We start from the raw sequence: 16,821 nt of genomic DNA on the forward strand, positions 1-16,821 counted from the left end.
CGTCGGAACGCCCGTTCGGCGGACTCCTTTGGCGCACCAGCCGATGGAGTGCGCCTTGATCACGTTCGCCGGGATGAGCCTGCCGGTCACCAGCCTCGACCGCTCGCTCCCCTTCTACGAATCCCTCGGGTTCGCCACCGAAATCCGTAATGGCCGGTTTGCCTTGCTGCGCCTGGATACCGGCACGCTCGGCCTGCTCGAACTGGGTGCGGCCGTCGAGCGGGAGAGCCGCAAGCTGCGGGCGTTCGTCCAGGTCGAGCTGCTCACCGACGACCTCGACGAGCTGTACGCGGACTTCGTGGCCCGCGGGGTCCCGGTGCTCGGGCCGCCGCGGGACCGGGGGTTCGAGCGGCAGCTCCAGCTGCGGGATCCGGACGGGTTCACGGTCGAGTTCGCCGACCACAGCCCGCGTTAGGGTCGGAGCACCCGGACCAAAGGTCTTGAATGAGTCATTCAGGACCTCCGAAGACCTGAATGACTCATTCAAGACGTTCGCACTCACCGCCGTGCTGTCACCGAACCTCGGACGCGCGACACTAGCTGTGCGCGGTGATCGCCGCTTCGGCGCTCGGGAAGGTCGGGAAGAACGTCCCGAGCCCGATCAACCCGAACGTCCGGCTGAGCCGCGCCGGGACCGCGACCAGCGCGAGCGCCGCCCCGGCCGCTTCCGCGACGTTGCGGGCCGCGATGAGGGCGGAAATGCCGCTGGAGTCGCAGAACGTGACTTCGGCCAGGTCCACCACCAGCAGCTGGCCGCGTTCCAACGGCGCCGCGTCGATCTCGGCGCGCAGGCGGGGTGAGGTGGCCACGTCGAGCTCGCCGCCGATCGTGACGACCGGGCCTGTTCCGGTGGTCCGGGTGGTGGTCGAGAACAAGGTCACGGTGGATCGCCTCCGGGGAGCGGGACGCTCAGTGCGAGCAGTGCGGTGTCGTCGTCGACGCCGTCGCCGAAGCCCGCGAGCAGTTCGGTCACGGCCGTGACGACCGCCGGTGCGGTGGTGGGTGCCAGGCCGGTCAGGTGCGTCCGCAGCCGCTCTTCGCTGTAGCGGGTGCGGCCGTTCGTGCGGGCTTCGGTCAGCCCGTCGCTGTAGAGCAGCAGGGTGTCGCCCGGCGCCAGGCGCACGTCCACGGTGGTGAAGCGGGCGTCGGGCAGCGCGCCGACCAGCTGGCCGCCCGGTTCGGGGAGGAACTCGGACGTCCCGTCGGCGCGGATCAGCAGCGCCGGCGGGTGGCCGCCGGTGGCCAGGGTGACCGCCGCACCGCCGTCGTCGGGCCGCACGCGGCCGTGCACGACGGTGCAGTAGCGCGGATCGGCGCCGCGGTACTCGCGGTGGAGCACGGTGTTCAGGGACGTCAGCGCGCTGGCCGGGTCCGGGGCGTACACCGCCGCCGCGCGCAGGGTGTAGCGCGCCATCGACGTCACCACGGCCGCCGCGGCGCCCTTCCCGGAGACGTCGCCGAGGAAGAACCCCCACGTGTCGCCGGTCAGCGGGAACAGGTCGTAGAAGTCGCCGCCGACCTCGTCCGCCGACGCGGGGTGGTAGTAGGCCGCGACCTCCATGCCGGGCACCTCGGCCAACGCCGGCGGGAGCAGGGTCTGCTGCAGCGTCCGCGCCAGCCGCTGGACCCGGTCGCGTTCCTGCTCGGCGGCTTCCCGCGCCCGCAGCAGCTCCTGCTCGTAGGCGCGCCGGTCCCGCGCGTCGAAGACGGTGGTCCGGATCAGCTGCGGCTGCCCGTCGACGCCGGTCTTGACCGTCGAGGTCACCAGCACCGGCAGCCGCGCGCCGGCCGCGGTCTTCAGCTCGAACGCGACCCCGCCGAGCTCGCCTTGCATGCGCAGCAGCGGCGCGAAGTGCGTCTCGTGGTAGATCCGGCCGCCGACGGTCAGCAGGTCGGCGAACCGGAGCCGCCCGACGACGTCGTCGCGCTCGCGGCCGAGCCAGCCGAGCAGCGTGGCGTTGATCTTCGCGATCGTGCCGTCGAGCAACGTCGAGAGGTACCCGCAGGGCGCGTGCTCGTAGAGGTCGTCCGCGCTGTCTTCCAGCAACGCCGAGAACGCCGGACCGGCCTGGTCGCCGGTTTCGCACATCACGGTCCGCCCACGAACGCCGTGATCGCGGCGGCGGTGGCCTCCGGCGCGCTGAGCTGCGGGCAGTGCCCGGTCGCGTCCAGCGTCACCAGCTCGCTGCCCGCGATCCGCTCGTGCGTGAACCGCCCGACCGCCCGCGGCGCGATGGCGTCGTGGGCGCACTGGACGACCAGCGTCGGCACGGAGACCTTCGCCAGGTCGGCGCGGTTGTCGGAGAGGAAGGTCGCCCTGGCGAACACCCGCGCGATCTCGGGATCGGTGCGGCAGAAGCTGTTCGTCAGCTCCTCGCCGAGCTCCGGGCGCTCCGGGTTGCCCATGATCACCGGCGCCATCGCCGCCGACCAGCCCAGGTAGTTGGACTCGAGCGCCTCGAGCAGCTCGTCGATGTCCGCGCGGCTGAACCCGCCCCGGTAGTCGCCGTCGTCGAGGTAGCACGGCGAGGGCGTGAGCAGCACCAGCTTCGCGAACCGGTCCGGTTCCCGGTTGGCGGCCAGCACCGCGATCATCGCGCTGACCGAGTGCCCGACCAGGACGACGTCCCGCAGGTCGAGCTCGTGGCAGATCGTCAGCACGTCCTCGGCGTAGCCGTCGAGACCGCGGTAGCGCTCCTCGGTCCACGCCGAGGTGTCCGAGCGGCCCGACCCGGTGTGGTCGAACAGCACCACGCGGTACCGCTCGCCGAGTGGCGGCACCACGAGGCGCCAGAGGTTTTGGTCGCACCCGAACCCGTGCGCGAGCAGGAGGGTGGTCCCGTCGTCACGACCGGTGACGACCACGTTGTTCCGGCGGCGCACGCTCACCGGCCCATCCTCCCACCAGCGCGGGGGAACCGGCTGGTCAACGCGCCAGGGCGGCGTCCCGGGTCGCCGTGACGGCCAGGGTCTCGTGCAGACCGGTGAGCTCCAGAGTGCGGGCGACGACGCTGTGCTCGGGCGCGACGACCCGTACCCGGGTGCCGTTGCCGGCGCCGCGGCGGGCTTCGAGCAGGGCCGTGATGCCGATGGAAGCGAGGAACGAGACTCCGGTCAGGTCGATCACGAGCAGTTCGGGCGGGTCGGCGAGCGCTTCGGTGATGCCGTCGCTCAGGACGGACGCGCTGAGCAGGTCGACTTCGCCGGACACCGTCAGGACCGTCGCATCGCCGACGCGCTCCTGCGTCACGGTCACCAGGTCCTGGGGCCGGAGCCGATTGCCGTCCGCGGTCACCTGAAGCCCTCCCTCTGCCGATTTCTCTCCGGATGGGTCATACCCGCAGCCGGCACCGGGGAAACCTCGACCTCCGGCGGGAGCGATCTGTGTCTCGCGCGCGCGACCAGGTGTAACGAATCACCCGGTCGGCCGATAGCCCGATCGTGTCCGGGCGTAGCCCGGCCTTCACGAACGGACTTCCCGATGCGACGCCTGTCCCTCGCCGCCGCCCTCGCGGCCGGCACCTTCGCCCTCGCCGCCTGCTCCGGCACCTCCGGCACCGTGGAACCGGCCGCCGGTTCCTCCTCCGCGGCCGCCGCGGCGCCCAGTTCCACCGCGCCGCCGGCGCTCGAGGCCGCCAAGGTCGGTTCCGCCGTGACCGAGGCCGCCAAGCAGGCCTCCTCGGTGCGCGTCAAGGGCACCATGGCGAGCGAGGGCAACATCAACCTGGACCTGCAGCTCAACCAGGACAGCGCGAGCGGCACCGTGGTCAAGGACGGCATCGAGATCCCCGTCCTGCGCGTCGGCGACAAGTACTACTTCCGCTTCACCGACTCGCTGATCAAGGAAGCCGGCATCCCGGCCTCGGTCGGCAAGAAGCTCAGCGGTAAGTGGGTCCCGTCCACGGCCAAGATCGGCGCCGGCATCGGCGACGCCTTCAAGGTGTTCCTCGACTACAAGTCGTTCACCGACAACACCGTCGGCGAGCTGGCGTCGTCGACCTTCACCGGCGGCGAGCCCACCACGCTCGGCGGCGTCCCGGCGTTGAACTTCACCAGTCCGGACGGCGTCGCCACGGTCGCCGCCGACGCGCCGCACTACCTGCTGCGCATGCAGGACCCCAAGAGCGGCGCCATCGAATTCAGCGACTGGAACAAGCCCACCACCGTCCAGGCGCCCCCGGCCTCGGAGATCTACTCCGGTCCCGGCGCCTGAACCCGGACCGGGACGCCGCCGCGGACCGTGCCCAGGTCGGTCAGTGCCACGTTCTCGAGGCCGTTGCCCGGGCCGCCGTCGCTGGTGACCGCCAGCGCGAGGGTGTTGCGGCCGTGGGGGTCGAGGACGCCGGTCGGCAGCACGAACGTGTGCTGCGGGCTGACGTCCGCGACGTACTGCCCGAGGTTCCACCCGTTGAGGAAGATCAGCGCCCGGTAGCGGCCACCCGAGCGCGGGACCGCCGGGTCGCCGATGGTCAGGCCCAGTGAAGCGTCGTGCCCCTTCGGCACGGCGAGGGTGAAGTCCGTGCGGTACCACGTGGTCCCGGGGGCCGCGGTGGCGGCGGGGACCTGGCCCGCCGCCCACCCCGCGTCGGAGTGGCGGGGCAGGGTCCAGCCGGCCAGCTCGCCGTCGAGGCCGCCGTTGTTCAGCGGGCCCCGCACCGGATCCGGGACGCCGCCGCGGATCTTCCACGCGACGCCGGCGAGCGACGCCGAGATCAGCCCGCGGCCTTCCTTGTGGGCGTCGTTGACGCCGCCGTCCTCGTTGTGCCCGTTGTTCCGCACCATCACCGACAGGACGTGGTCGCCGTCGCCGCGCAGGTCGGCGGGCACGGTGAAGGTCGCGGTGCCGGTCGTCGGCGGGGCGGCGAGCGCGCTGGGCAGCACGTGCTGGCCGAGATAGCGCCCGTCCAGCCACGCCTGCAGCATCCCGGCGCCGCCTCCGCCGTAGCCGAGGCTCAGCGACTCCGGGACCGCGCCGCCGAAGTGCCCGCGGTACCAGACGTCGCCGGTGTGGAAGCCGTAGTCGTCCGCGGTGAGTGCCGGTTTGTCCACAGTGGTCCAGGCCGTGTCGTCGTAGGCGGCCGCGGCCTCGGGCGAGCCCGGGGCCTGCTTCCAGCCGGTCAGCGCGGGCAGCTTCACCGCGTCCGGGCCGGGGAGCTGTGCCGTCGCCAGCAGGCTCGACGACGACGTCCGCCGCGCCGGGACCGGCCGTCCATTCCACGAGACCCGCGTGCCCGGGCCCCACACTTCGAGGTCGCCGGCCTGGGCGGTGTCGCCGGTCAGCGCGAGCACGTTCCCGTCGAGGCGGGCCGTCCGCAGCAACGCCGGTCCGCGGACCAGGGCGGGACCCTGCCGCCAGAACGTGTCCGCGGTGGCGTCGTCGGCGAGCAGCAGGGTGACCGGTGGCCGGCCGGCGCCGGACACCCGGACCCGGGCCAGTCCGTTGTGGACGTAGTTCAGCCGCAGGTCGCCGCGCGCCGCGTCCCAAGTGGACGTGACGTCGCCCGCCAGCACCTCGACCTTCGGTTCCTGGGCGTAGCGCAGCGTCGTTTCGCCGTCCTCGCCCGGACGTCCGTGCAGCAGCGCCGTTCCGCCGGTGGCGGTCATGATCTCCGATGTCGAGTACACCAGGTGCTGGCCCGCCAGCTCGAAGTTCGCCACCAGCTGCTTGGCGTCCTGACCGCGCACCCGCAGCGTGCCCGCCTGAGGCACCGTGTAGGAACCGTCCGGTGTGGACAGCGGGAAGGTGAACACGTCGTCCGTGGTGTTCTTCGAGGGGTTGTGCATCGGCACGTAGAAGTGCGTCAGCGTGTCCGGGTTGACGTTGTGGTACACCTTCACCGCGGCCGACGACGGCGTGACGGCCGCCGCCTTGTCCTGCTTGGTGATCGGCGGCACGGCCTGCAGGAAGTAGCCCAGTTCCTTCATCGTGGACGCCTTGGGCCGCAGCTGCCGGGCTTCGTCGATGGCCGCGCCGTAGTCGTAGGAGCTGTAGACCACCGGCGCCGGCAGCCAGCCCCACGACGTGCCGCCGAAGGTCATGTAGAAGTTCTGGACGGTGAGCCCGTTCGCGATGTTGGTGCCGTAGAAGACGCGCTCGTAGCCCGGCCCCTGGCGGACGGCGGTGCACGGGTAGGTGCCGTTGCTGCCCCAGTAGTCGAACCAGCCGCCGCCGAACTCGGCGGTGAAGCCGGGGGTGTTCGGGGACGCGCTCGCGCCGCCCTTCGCCCCGCCCGGACCGTACAAACCCCAGTCCGGCGCGGTGTTCGGCGAGCCGGGCGTCGCGTCGGGGCGGCAGGTGCCGCCGGGGTAGGTGTCCCACGCGTAGAGGTCGACCTTGCCGGGCAGGGTCCCCGGCACGCCGGAGTCCGGCGGCACCCAGATCCCGTTGCGGCCCTTGTCGTTGTGGAAGATCGGGACGGTGATGCCGTCCGCGCGCACCTTGTCGTAGAGGTGGGCGATGTAGTTGCGCTGGCTCTCGCCGGTGGCGGCCAGCTCGTTCTCGATCTGGTAGAGGATCACCGGGCCGCGGCCGTCGACGTACTGGTGCCGCGCGATGACGCGGTCGATCGCGGTCAGCCACTCGTCGGCCGCGGCGAGGTAGTCGGGGGCATCGCTGCGGGCGGTGCCCGCCTGGGTGGTCAGCCAGCCGGGGAAGCCGCCGCCGGTGACCTCGGCGTTGATGTACGGGCCGGGTCGCGCGATCACGTGGAGCCCCGCCTCCCGGGCGAGGTCGAGCACCTTGTCCATGTCCCGGACGCCGGTGAAGTCGTACACCCCCGGCGCGGGGGAGTGGTAGTTCCAGTCGAAGTAGATCGACACGGCGGTGTAACCGGTCGCCTTCATCTTCTGCAGCACGTCACGCCACAGATCCGGGCTGGGCAGCCGGAACGGGTGGAACTCCCCGGACCAGACGAACTCCCGCCGCCCGTCGAGCAGCATCGAATACTTGTCGAAGGTGATCCGGTGCTTCGGCGCGGCCGTGGCGGCGGGCGCGGTGCTCAGCCCGGCCGCCGTGGCGAGGACGAGGAACAGGGTGAGCAGACGGCGCATCGTCAGTGCCTTCCGGGACGCAGGAACCGCGCGAGCGGCAAGCGGGCATCGGCGACGGCGCCCGCCACCAGCGCGGCGAACCGCTCGGCGCCGTACCGGCTGAGGTGGGTCGCGTCGTCGACGCCGTCGTGCGCGAGGGTCAGGTAGAGCGGCCAAGAACCGGCTTCCCCCAGGCTTTCGAGGAGCGCCTGGCTGCGGGCGGTCAGGTCGAGCAGCGGGATCCCTTCCTGCCGGGCGACGTCCCGCATGACGGCGGGCAGGTCGACGCCCAGGTTGTTGACCACGAGGCCGAGCGGGGTGAGCTTCCCGTCCGCGCCGAACCGGTGCCGCACGGGTGGCGTGACGAGCACCGCGGCCCCGCCCTGCCGCCGGACGCCGTCGACGAGGGTGGCGAGGTTGGCCCGGTAGTCGGCTTCGGTCGTCTGCTTGTCGTTGTGCGCCAGCTGGATCAGCGCGGTGTCGCCGGGCCGGATCATCGGGCGGACGCGCGGGAAGTAGCGGGGATCGGCGAGGTAGCTGACCGTGCCGGCGCCGGACTGGGCGTAGTTCCGCACGCTCGGCCCGGCGCGGAAGAACGCCGGCAGCGCCTGGGCCCAGCCGTTCTTCGGCGGGTTCGCCCAGTCCGCGGCGGTGGAGTCGCTGAGGACGAAGACCCGCGGGGCCCGCGGCCGGGGTGTCACCGCGATCCGGGCCGGCCGCGGCGCCGAGCCGGTGAGCCGGACCTGAAGCCCGGCCGTCCCCGGGCCCTCCTCGCCGCTCGGCATGGCCTCCGGCGTGCGCACCTCGACGGTGACCGAGCGCCGCCCGGCCGGCCCCGGCGCCAGCGCGATCCGCCGGGCCTCGACGTCGATCCCGGTGCCGTCGGCCAGGAGCGCGTCGATCTCGTAGTCGCCCGGGGGTACGTCGAAGGAACACGAGCCCGGGCACACCGTCCAGTGCGGTGCGGCGGCCGCGGGCGACGCGCCCAAAGCGAGTGCGGCGGCCAGCAGCGGGGCCAGTACCTTCACGGCGCCTCCTCCGGGGCGATGGCCAGCAGCGCGATGATCGCCAGGTTCCGCTGGGCGAAGTCGTTGGTCGCGAAGCCGCCGGGGATCTCCGTCACCGGGCTCGCCACCGCGGTGCCGCCGACTCGTTCCGCGGGCGGCCACGGCTTCCCGGCGGGATCGCTCGTGAACTGCTCCCAGCCGCGCCGGCGCAGGCTCGCGTCACCGAGCTGCTCGCCCGCCCACGCCGTGACGCGCGAGTAGATCGTCTTGAACAGTCCCGGGTTGAAGTCGCGGCCGTAGCGGGCGATCTTCTCCGCCGCCGGGGCCTGGGCGTACCGGGCGAAGTCCAGGTAGGTCCGGCGGAACTCCGGGACGTCGGCCAGATCCAGGGCCTCCCACAGGATCTGCTCGCCGAGGAACGCCATCGCGAGGTTGTAGCCGCCGTCGAAGTCGCCCTTGCCGAAGTTCACCAGGTGGCCGGTCGCCGGGTCGAAGCCGATCGCGCCGCCCGCCTCGCCGGTGAACAGCCCGGCGGGGAACGCGGCGATGTCCCGCATGCCGGTGACGATCCGGTCGCGCCAGCGGACGTCGCCGGTGCGTTCCCATTCGGCCAGCCAGTTGCTCACCAGCGCGTACCAGTCCGGCCCGATCCGCAGCCGGGCGGGCGCGATCGTCTGGGGCGGCAGGACTTCGCGCAGCGGGTCGACCGTGCGCAACGTCTCGTCGGCCTGGAGCGACGACCGGATGAGCTCGCCCAACAACTCGTCGGCGGTGAGGTAGTAGGAGAAGCGTTTCGTGAACGACTCGCCGACCCTCGCTTCCTTGGCGCCGTCGCCCCAGTGCACGACAGCGTGGCGCGAGCCGAGCCCGGCGAACCGCCCGGCGTGGTGGGTGTCCACTTCGGACACGTGCCGGGTCATCGCGTGCGCGAGCCGGAAGGTCCGCGGGTCGCCCGAACGCAGGAAGGCGTACCAGAGCAGGGCGTCGGTGCCGAGTTCGGCGTTGTCCCAGGCGTACCCGCCGACGTCGTAACGCCACTCGTGGCGGTCGGCGTCGTAGGTGTGCATGACGTCGCCGTGGTGCCAGAACCCGGCCCATTCGCGCTCTTCGACTTGATCGGCGTAGAAAGCGATTTCCCGCGCGATCCCGTCTTCCAGGGCGGCGCGGGCGGGTGTGCTGCGATCGGGGAGGCTCCAGTGGCCGAACACCCCGGCCGCGTGGTAGGTCTCGGGCCGCGCGACGAGCTGTGGTGGCGCGGTCAACGCCGTCGAGAACGCCGGGATCGCGTCCCGGGACGGCGTGGCTTCCAGCGCCCACAACCGCAGCTCCGTGGACCGCACCATGCCCTGCGGCGTTGCGAAACCGGCTTGGACGTCTTCGTAGGACAGGTCGAGACCGTGCGCGACGGTGTCGTAGGTGCGCAGGTCCATCGCGGGCCCCAGCGGGGAGTACGACCAGAGCGTCACCGACGCCGTGTCCGTGGCGGCCCCGCGGATGTCGAGCGAACGCGGGGCGCGCTGCCAGAAGTCGCGCAGCCCGAAGCCGAGGCCGCCGCCGGTCCCGCCGACGTAGCCGAAGCCGGACGCGCGGTCGCCGCGGCCGGCGTGCCGCAGCCAGCTTCCTCCGGAGCCGGTGCGCTTCCAGACGGCGAAGTGCCGGGCGGACTCCTGGACCAGCGTGAAGTCGTTCCACAGCGCGAGGTTCCGGTAGCCGTCCCGGACCTGCCGGCCCCACTCCGCGAGCGGCGGGGTGGCGGTACCGGCCGTCTGCGCTGCCCGGACCGCCGCGCCGGGGTCGCGGCGCAGTCCGGTGAGCACCCGCACGGGTTCGCCCCACACGCCGCTCGTGGCGGTGCCGAAGCGGACGTGCCGGTCGTGGGCTTCACCGGTCAGCGGAACCGAAAACCGCAGGCCCAGCCCGCGGACGAAGACGTGGTTCTCGTCGGCGTCCCACCGGAAGCTGTGCACGACACGCACGGAGCCGCCGGTGGTGAGGGAGATCCGCATCGACCACGGGAGCATCGTGCGGGGGCCGAGCCGGTAGCGGCCGGTCAGCTTCACCACCGCGCGCACGGGCCCCGATTGCTCGACTTCGGCGCGTTCGACGATGCCGGTCCCGTCCTCGCGGTGCGGTGTCCCGGTTTCGTCGTCCGGCCGGTCCTGGACCCGGAGCACGAGTTCGCCGTCCTTCGCGACGATCCGGCCCGCGCGGGAGATCGACGGCACGGCGACCGGTCCGGCCGTCGCGATCTTCACTTCGATCGTTCCGTCGGACAGGACGATCTCGCGGGGTGACCGGTGTACCGCAACCGGTTCCGGTGGTGTCGCGGGCGTTCCCGGGCCGAGCCGGAAGGCTTCCGCCGCCGACGTCACGGCGTGGCCGCTCCACTTCACCGAGCCGTCCGGCCAGTACGCCAGTGGCCAGGACTGCAGGGGAACCGGGACGCCGTCGGCGGTGTGCAGGGCCAGCGGGGTGGTCCTGGCCAGCGTTCCCCGTGGCCACGGCACGCCGAAGGTGCAGTCCGCGGGAGCCGCCGGCTTGCCGTCGAGCCAGTGCAGCGGGACGTCCGGATCGGCGGCCCGCGCGGTGGCCGGGCGGGCGACGGCCGTGGCGGCCAGCGCGGAGACGCCGCCGAGGAAGCCGCGCCGGGTGAGCGGGAACTGCGGGGACATCTTCGGCCTCCGGTCAGCTCGCGACCGCTGTGGTCGAGCCGATTCAAGCCACGCGCGTCCGGGGTTGTCAACCTCCGGAACCCGATCAGTCCAATACCTGAGTAAGCGCTTTCTCCGAAAACCGGCGGTGCTCGGATCCGGCGTCGCGTGCTAGCGTGGGAGCGCTCCCAGATCGAACTGTCCTGTCGAGCTGCACTCCAGGAGGTCGGTATGAAGTGGCGTTTTCTCCGCGCGGCCGTGGCCGGCCTGCTGCTGGCCGCCTGCGCTGTCGTGGCTCCCGCCCCGGCAGGCGCGGCCGAGCCCACGCGGGTCATGGCGCTGGGTGACTCCATCACGGGGTCGCCCGGGTGCTGGCGGGCGCTGCTGTGGCGGCACCTCCAGGAGACCGGGCACACCGACGTCGACTTCGTCGGCACGCTGCCGCCCCAGGGCTGCGGGTTCACCTACGACGGCGAGAACGAAGGCCACGGCGGCTTCCTCGCCACCGGCATCGCCCGCGACAACCAGCTGCCCGGCTGGCTGTCTTCGACGCACCCGGACGTCGTCCTGATGCACCTGGGCACCAACGACGTGTGGAACGGCATCGCCGCGAGCACGATCCTCGACGCCTTCACCACGCTGCTCGGCCAGATGCGGGCGAGCAACCCGGCGACCAAGCTGATCGTCGCGAAGATCATCCCGATGAACCCGTCGAACTGCGCGGCCTGCGCCCAGCGCGTGGTCGACCTGAACGCCGCCATCCCGGGCTGGGCCGCCGCGCACAGCACGGCCGCGTCGCCGATCACCGTGGTCGACCAGTGGACCGGGTTCGACACCGCGGCGGACACGACCGACGGCGTCCACCCCAACGGCACCACCGGCATCGCGAAGATGGAAAGCAAGTGGTACCCCGCGCTGGTCGCGGCGCTGAGCCCGGGCACGCCGGCCGCCACCGGGCTGCACGTCGACGGCACCCGCGTCCTGGAGGCGAACGGCGCCGCGTTCGTGATGCGCGGGGTCAACCACCCGTACGCCTGGTACACCAGCCAGAACAGCGCGTTCGCGAACATCAAGTCGTTCGGAGCCAACACCGTCCGAGTCGTGCTCGGCAGCGGCAAGCGGTGGGGCCCGACCTCGGCGGCCGAGGTCACGAACATCATCGCGCTGTGCAAGCAGTCCCGGCTGATCTGCGTCCTGGAAGTGCACGACACCACCGGGTACGGCGAGGAAAGTGCGGCGGCGAGCCTGGACCAGGCGGCGGACTACTGGATCGGCATCGCGAACGCGTTGAAGGGCCAGGAAAACTACGTCGTCATCAACCTCGGCAACGAGCCGTTCGGCAACAACCAGCAGGTCAGCGCCACCTGGGCGAGCGCGACTTCGAGCGCCATCACCCGGCTCCGCGGTGCCGGGTTGCAGCACCTGATCATGGCCGACGCGCCGATGTGGGGCCAGGACTGGCAGAACATCATGCGGGACAACGCCGCTTCGGTGCTCAGCGCCGATCCGCAGCACAACACGGTGTTCTCGATCCACATGTACGGCGTCTACGACACCGCGGCCGAGATCACCGCCTACTTCGACGCGTTCCGCACCGCCGGGCTGCCGCTGGTGGTCGGCGAATTCGGCAACAGGCACAGCGACGGGGACCCGGACGAGGACACGATCATGGCCCAGGCGCAGGCTCGCGGCCTCGGCTACCTCGGCTGGTCGTGGAGCGGCAACGGCAGCGACGTCGCCTACCTCGACATGACCAACGGCTTCGACCCGGCGAGCCTGACCGCGTGGGGCGAGCGCTTCCTCAACGGGACCGACGGCGTCCGGCAGACATCGAAGGAAGCGACGATCTACGGTTGGGGCACCGCGGACACGCAGGCGCCGACGACGCCGGGCACCCCGGCCGTCTCGGGCGTGACGTCTTCGGGTGTCACGCTGAGCTGGACGGCCTCGACGGACAACGTCGGCGTCACCGGCTACGACGTCTTGCGCGCGCCCGGTGCGTCCGGTGGCACCTTCGCGGTGGTCGGTTCGAGCGGGACGACGACGTTCACCGACAGCGGCCTGGCCGCCTCGAGCACGTACCGCTACCAGGTGCGGGCCAAGGACGCCGCGGGCAACACTTCGGCCGCGTCCGGGGCCGCGACGGCGACGACCGCCGCGGGCGGGGGCACCGGCGCGTGCAAGGTCGCCTACTCGGCACCCGGCTGGGGCGGCGGTAACGGGTTCACCGCTTCGGTGACCATCACCAACACCGGCACGAGCACGGTCACCGGCTGGACGCTGGCCTTCACCTTCACCGCGGGCCAGAAGGTGACGCTGCCCGGCTGGGGCGCGACGTTCACGCAGTCCGGTGGCGCGGTGACCGCGACGAACCTGGACTGGAACGGCACCCTGGCGCCGAACGCCTCGACCGGCATCGGCTTCAACGGCACCTACAGCGGGACCAACCCCGCGCCGGTGTCCTTCGCCTTGAACGGGAGCACTTGCACGATCGGCTGATCGAGTCTACTTCGGACTTCGGACGGAGAAGGTCATGTCCTTGCGCACATCCGCATTCGGCCGGCTGCTGGCCGTGGGCTTGCTGGCGGCCGGCCTCACCCCGGCCCCCGCGGTGGCGGCGGCTGCACCGCAGACCGACCGGCTGAACCGCGGGGTGATCAGCGTCCACACCGCCGCGGGCAACCGGGTCGGCTGGCGGCTGCTCGCCGCCGACCCGGCCGGGGTGGCGTTCGCCGTCTACCGCGACGGCACCCGCGTGACCACGACCCCCGCCGGCGGGCCGACCGGCTACCTGGACGCCGGTGCGCCCGCCGGCGCGAAGTACACCGTGCACGCGGTGGTCGGCGGGGTCGAGCAAGCATCGGCGTTCGCCGCAGAGGAGTCGCTGACGCTCGACAGCACGGCCGCGGCGAGCACCCGCGACGTGCCGATCCAGGTCCCGGCCGGCGGCACGACGCCGTCGGGCGAGAGCTACACCTACAGCGCGAACGACGCGAGCGTCGGCGACCTCGACGGCGACGGGCAGTACGAGTTCGTCGTGAAGTGGGATCCCAGCAACGCCAAGGACAATTCGCAGTCCGGCTACACCGGCAACGTCTACGTCGACGCCTACCGGCTGGACGGCACGCGCCTGTGGCGGATCGACCTGGGCCGCAACATCCGCGCGGGCGCGCACTACACGCAGTTCCAGGTCTTCGACTACGACGGCGACGGCAAGGCCGAAGTCGCGATGAAGACGGCGGACGGCACGCGCTCGGGCACCGGCCAGGTCATCGGCAACGCGAGCGCGGACTACCGCAATTCCAGCGGCTATGTTCTTTCGGGTCCGGAGTTCCTGACGGTGTTCAACGGCCAGACGGGCGCGGCGGCGGCCACGGTGAACTACGACCCGCCGCGCGGCACGGTGTCGTCGTGGGGCGACAGCTACGGCAACCGCGTCGACCGGTTCCTGGCGGGCACGGCGTACCTGGACGGCTCGCACCCGAGCCTGATCATGAGCCGCGGCTACTACACGCGCACGGTGATCGCGGCCTGGGACTTCCGCGGTGGCGCGCTGACCGAGCGCTGGAAGTTCGACTCGAACACGGCCGGCTCGCAGTACACCGGCCAGGGCAACCACCAGCTGGCGATCGCCGACGTCGACGCGGACGGGCGCGACGAGATCGTCTTCGGCGCGATGGCGATCGACGACACCGGCGGTCCACTGTGGAACACCCGCCTCGGCCACGGCGACGCGATGCACGTCGGCGACCTGATCCCGGGCCGGCCGGGTCTGGAAGAGTTCAAAGTGGACGAAGACACGTCGAAGCCGGGCGCGTGGATGGCCGACGCGAAGACCGGGCAGATCCTGTGGCAGCTCCCGTGCGGCTGCGACAACGGCCGCGGCGTGTCGGACGACATCTGGGCGGGCAGCCCGGGCGCCGAGTCCTGGTCGTCCGGCGTGGCGGGGCTGCTGAACACGAGCGGCCAGAACATCGGGCGCAAGCCGTCGTCGACCAACTTCGTCATCTGGTGGGACGGTGACGCCCAGCGCGAACTGCTGGACGGCACCCACATCGACAAGTACGGCACGAGCGCGGACACGCGCCTGCTGACGGCGTCCGGCGTGCATGCGAACAACGGCACGAAGAACACACCGGCGTTGCAGGCGGATCTGTTCGGGGACTGGCGGGAGGAGGTCGTCTGGGCGACTTCGGACAACCGGGCGTTGCGGATTTATTCGACCACGGATCCGACGAGCATTTCGCGGGTGTCGTTGATGCAGGACCGGCAGTACCGGGAGGCGGTGGCTTGGCAGAACACCGCGTACAACCAGCCGCCGCATCCGAAGGTCAATCCGGCGTGACACATGGGGCAGGATGACCACCGTGGTGGAGATCAGCTTCCTGACCGAATCCGACCGGGCCCGCTGGGAAGAACTCGCCCGCGGCAAGGACACCCACTTCGCCGTCGAGCGTGGTGACGGTGACTACGAACGCACCTGGCGGCGCCTGCTCGGCGACGACCGCGTTCACGGGATCGCCGCCCGGCTGGACGGCGCGATCGTCGGTGTCGCGCACTACCTGTTCCACGCCAGTGTCTGGTACGCCGGGAAGTGCTACCTGGCGGACCTCTTCGTGGACCCGGCCGTCCGGCGCCGGGGTGTCGCGACGGCGATGATCGACTGGGTGGCTCGGGAAGCCGAACAGCGCGGCTTCCCGAGCCTGTACTGGAACACCCTCGCCGACGCCCCGGCCCGCGCGCTCTACGACAAGGTGGGCATGTACCACGACGGGTTCATCCACTACAGCTACCGGCGCGGTTGATCCAGGCCGAGGTGCTCGCGCAGGGTCGTGCCCGTGTACTCCGTGCGGAACGAGCCGCGCTCCTGCAGCAGCGGAACCACCGTGTCGGCGAACTCGTCCAGGCCGCCCGGGGTCACGTGCGGGACGAGGATGAACCCGTCGCTCGCGTCGGCCTGCACCAGCTCGTCGATCGCGTCGGCGACCGTCGTCGGGGAACCGATGAACGTCTGGCGGGCGGTGACCTCGATGATCAGCTCGCGGATCGACAGGTTCTTCGCCTCCGCCAGCTGCCGCCACTCGCGCGCCGTGGCCAGCGGGTCGCGGTACATCCGGACGCTCGCGCGGCCGCGGGCGATCGTGTGGTCGCCGAGGACCGGGTCGGACTCGGGGAGCGGGCCGTCCGGGTCGTAGCCGCTCAGGTCGGTGTTCCACAGCTGCTCGAGGAACTTGATCGCGGTCTGCCCGCTGACCTGCTGCCGCCGGACGACGTGGGCGCGTTCGTGGGCGTCGGCGTCGGTGTCGCCGAGGACGAACGTCGCCGCGGGCAGGATCACCAGCTGCTCCGGGGTCCGGCCGTACTTCGCGAGCCTGCCCTTGACGTCGGAGTAGAACGCCTGACCGGCTTCGAGGGTGCCGTAGCGGCTGAAGATCGCGTCGGCGGTCGCCGCGGCGAACTCGCGGCCCTCCTCCGAATCGCCGGCCTGGATGATCACCGGGCGGCCCTGGGGGCTGCGCGGCACCGGGAACCGGCCTTCGATGTCGAAGTGCGCGTCGTGGTGGGCGAACGCGCCCGCGGCCGGGTCCCGCAGGAACACGCCGCTGCCGGCGTCGGCGGCGATCTCGTCGCCGCGCCAGGAATCGAACAGCTCCCACGCCGTGCGCAGGAACGTCTCCGCGCGCTCGTAGCGCTGGTCCTGCGGGAGGAACCCGCCGCGGCGGAAGTTCTCGCCGGTGAAGGCGTCCCACGACGTCACGACGTTCCAGGCCGCGCGCCCGGCCGAGAGGTGGTCCAGCGAGGCGAACTGGCGGGCGACCTCGAACGGCTCGTTGAACGTCGAGTTGATCGTGCCGGCCAGCCCGAGCCGCTCGGTGACCGCCGCCAGCGCGGACAGCACGGTGAACGTGTCCGGGCGGCCGACGACGTCGAGGTCGTAGATCTCCCCGTTCTGCTCGCGCAGCCGCAGGCCCTCGGCCAGGAAGAAGAAGTCGAACTTCGCGCGCTCGGCGGTCTGCGCGAGCTTGACGAACGAGCTGAACTCGATGTGGCTGCCCGCCTCCGGGTCGCTCCACACGGTCGTGTTGTTGACGCCGGGGAAGTGCGCCGCGAGGTGGATCTGCTTGCGGGTCATC

General features: G+C 71.7%; 13 protein-coding genes. 5 read left to right on the top strand and 8 right to left on the bottom strand.

Annotated elements, in window-relative coordinates:
• Positions 1 to 55 precede the first annotated feature (55 nt).
• On the top strand, positions 56 to 415 hold the full coding sequence (locus H4696_RS44350; RefSeq protein ID WP_158104409.1) for a VOC family protein: 360 nt from the start codon (positions 56 to 58) through the stop codon (positions 413 to 415).
• A 121-nt stretch (positions 416 to 536) separates the two neighbouring features.
• On the opposite strand, the gene H4696_RS44355 is transcribed toward H4696_RS44350, so the two are convergent.
• From H4696_RS44355 to H4696_RS44370, 4 genes are read right to left on the bottom strand one after another with little or no spacing between them, the layout of a single operon-like run.
• Entirely contained in the window at positions 537 to 881 is a 345-nt protein-coding gene (locus H4696_RS44355; RefSeq protein ID WP_086864110.1) for an STAS domain-containing protein, read from the bottom strand.
• Entirely contained in the window at positions 878 to 2,089 is a 1,212-nt protein-coding gene (locus H4696_RS44360) for a PP2C family protein-serine/threonine phosphatase (RefSeq protein WP_192782875.1), read from the bottom strand. Before H4696_RS44360 ends, H4696_RS44355 begins: the two co-directional genes overlap by 4 nt.
• Positions 2,089 to 2,889 (bottom strand): alpha/beta fold hydrolase, encoded by an 801-nt coding sequence (locus tag H4696_RS44365; protein ID WP_086864111.1) that lies wholly within the window; start codon positions 2,887 to 2,889, stop codon positions 2,089 to 2,091. Before H4696_RS44365 ends, H4696_RS44360 begins: the two co-directional genes overlap by 1 nt.
• A 37-nt stretch (positions 2,890 to 2,926) precedes the next feature.
• Entirely contained in the window at positions 2,927 to 3,295 is a 369-nt protein-coding gene (locus tag H4696_RS44370) for an STAS domain-containing protein (protein WP_249027190.1), read from the bottom strand.
• A gap of 186 nt (positions 3,296 to 3,481) precedes the next feature.
• On the opposite strand from H4696_RS44370, the gene H4696_RS44375 reads away from it, so the two are divergent.
• Positions 3,482 to 4,213, top strand: coding sequence for a hypothetical protein (locus tag H4696_RS44375; RefSeq protein WP_086864113.1), 732 nt, complete (start codon positions 3,482 to 3,484; stop codon positions 4,211 to 4,213).
• Here the strand turns inward: H4696_RS44375 and H4696_RS44380 are convergent.
• The 3 genes from H4696_RS44380 to H4696_RS44390 are packed head-to-tail and all read right to left on the bottom strand — an operon-like array spanning position 4,192 to position 10,708.
• Entirely contained in the window at positions 4,192 to 7,050 is a 2,859-nt protein-coding gene (locus tag H4696_RS44380) for a beta-galactosidase (RefSeq protein WP_086864114.1), read from the bottom strand. The genes H4696_RS44375 and H4696_RS44380 overlap by 22 nt on opposite strands.
• A gap of 2 nt (positions 7,051 to 7,052) precedes the next feature.
• Complete coding sequence (locus tag H4696_RS44385; protein ID WP_086864115.1) at positions 7,053 to 8,057, bottom strand: GDSL-type esterase/lipase family protein; 1,005 nt, start codon at positions 8,055 to 8,057, stop codon at positions 7,053 to 7,055.
• The gene (locus H4696_RS44390) at positions 8,054 to 10,708 is read right to left on the bottom strand and encodes an exo-rhamnogalacturonan lyase family protein (protein WP_086864116.1); all 2,655 of its coding nucleotides are present in this window, start codon (positions 10,706 to 10,708) and stop codon (positions 8,054 to 8,056) included. The genes H4696_RS44385 and H4696_RS44390 overlap by 4 nt, the downstream gene beginning before the upstream one ends.
• A 210-nt stretch (positions 10,709 to 10,918) precedes the next feature.
• On the opposite strand from H4696_RS44390, the gene H4696_RS44395 reads away from it, so the two are divergent.
• Genes H4696_RS44395 through H4696_RS44405 form a run of 3 tightly spaced genes read left to right on the top strand, consistent with a single transcriptional unit; the run spans position 10,919 to position 15,492 of the window.
• Positions 10,919 to 13,186, top strand: a complete 2,268-nt coding sequence (locus H4696_RS44395) for a cellulase family glycosylhydrolase (protein ID WP_086864117.1) — start codon at positions 10,919 to 10,921, stop codon at positions 13,184 to 13,186.
• 34 nt (positions 13,187 to 13,220) lie between these two features.
• Complete coding sequence (locus H4696_RS44400; RefSeq protein ID WP_086864118.1) at positions 13,221 to 15,032, top strand: rhamnogalacturonan lyase; 1,812 nt, start codon at positions 13,221 to 13,223, stop codon at positions 15,030 to 15,032.
• 13 nt (positions 15,033 to 15,045) lie between these two features.
• The gene (locus H4696_RS44405) at positions 15,046 to 15,492 is read left to right on the top strand and encodes a GNAT family N-acetyltransferase (RefSeq protein ID WP_086864119.1); all 447 of its coding nucleotides are present in this window, start codon (positions 15,046 to 15,048) and stop codon (positions 15,490 to 15,492) included.
• Here H4696_RS44405 and H4696_RS44410 read toward each other — a convergent pair.
• Complete coding sequence (locus tag H4696_RS44410; protein WP_192782876.1) at positions 15,477 to 16,820, bottom strand: NtaA/DmoA family FMN-dependent monooxygenase; 1,344 nt, start codon at positions 16,818 to 16,820, stop codon at positions 15,477 to 15,479. The genes H4696_RS44405 and H4696_RS44410 overlap by 16 nt on opposite strands.
• Between the last annotated feature and the right edge of the window lies 1 nt (position 16,821).

The organism is Amycolatopsis lexingtonensis (assembly GCF_014873755.1).
GTDB classification, from domain to species: Bacteria; Actinomycetota; Actinomycetes; order Mycobacteriales; family Pseudonocardiaceae; genus Amycolatopsis; species Amycolatopsis lexingtonensis.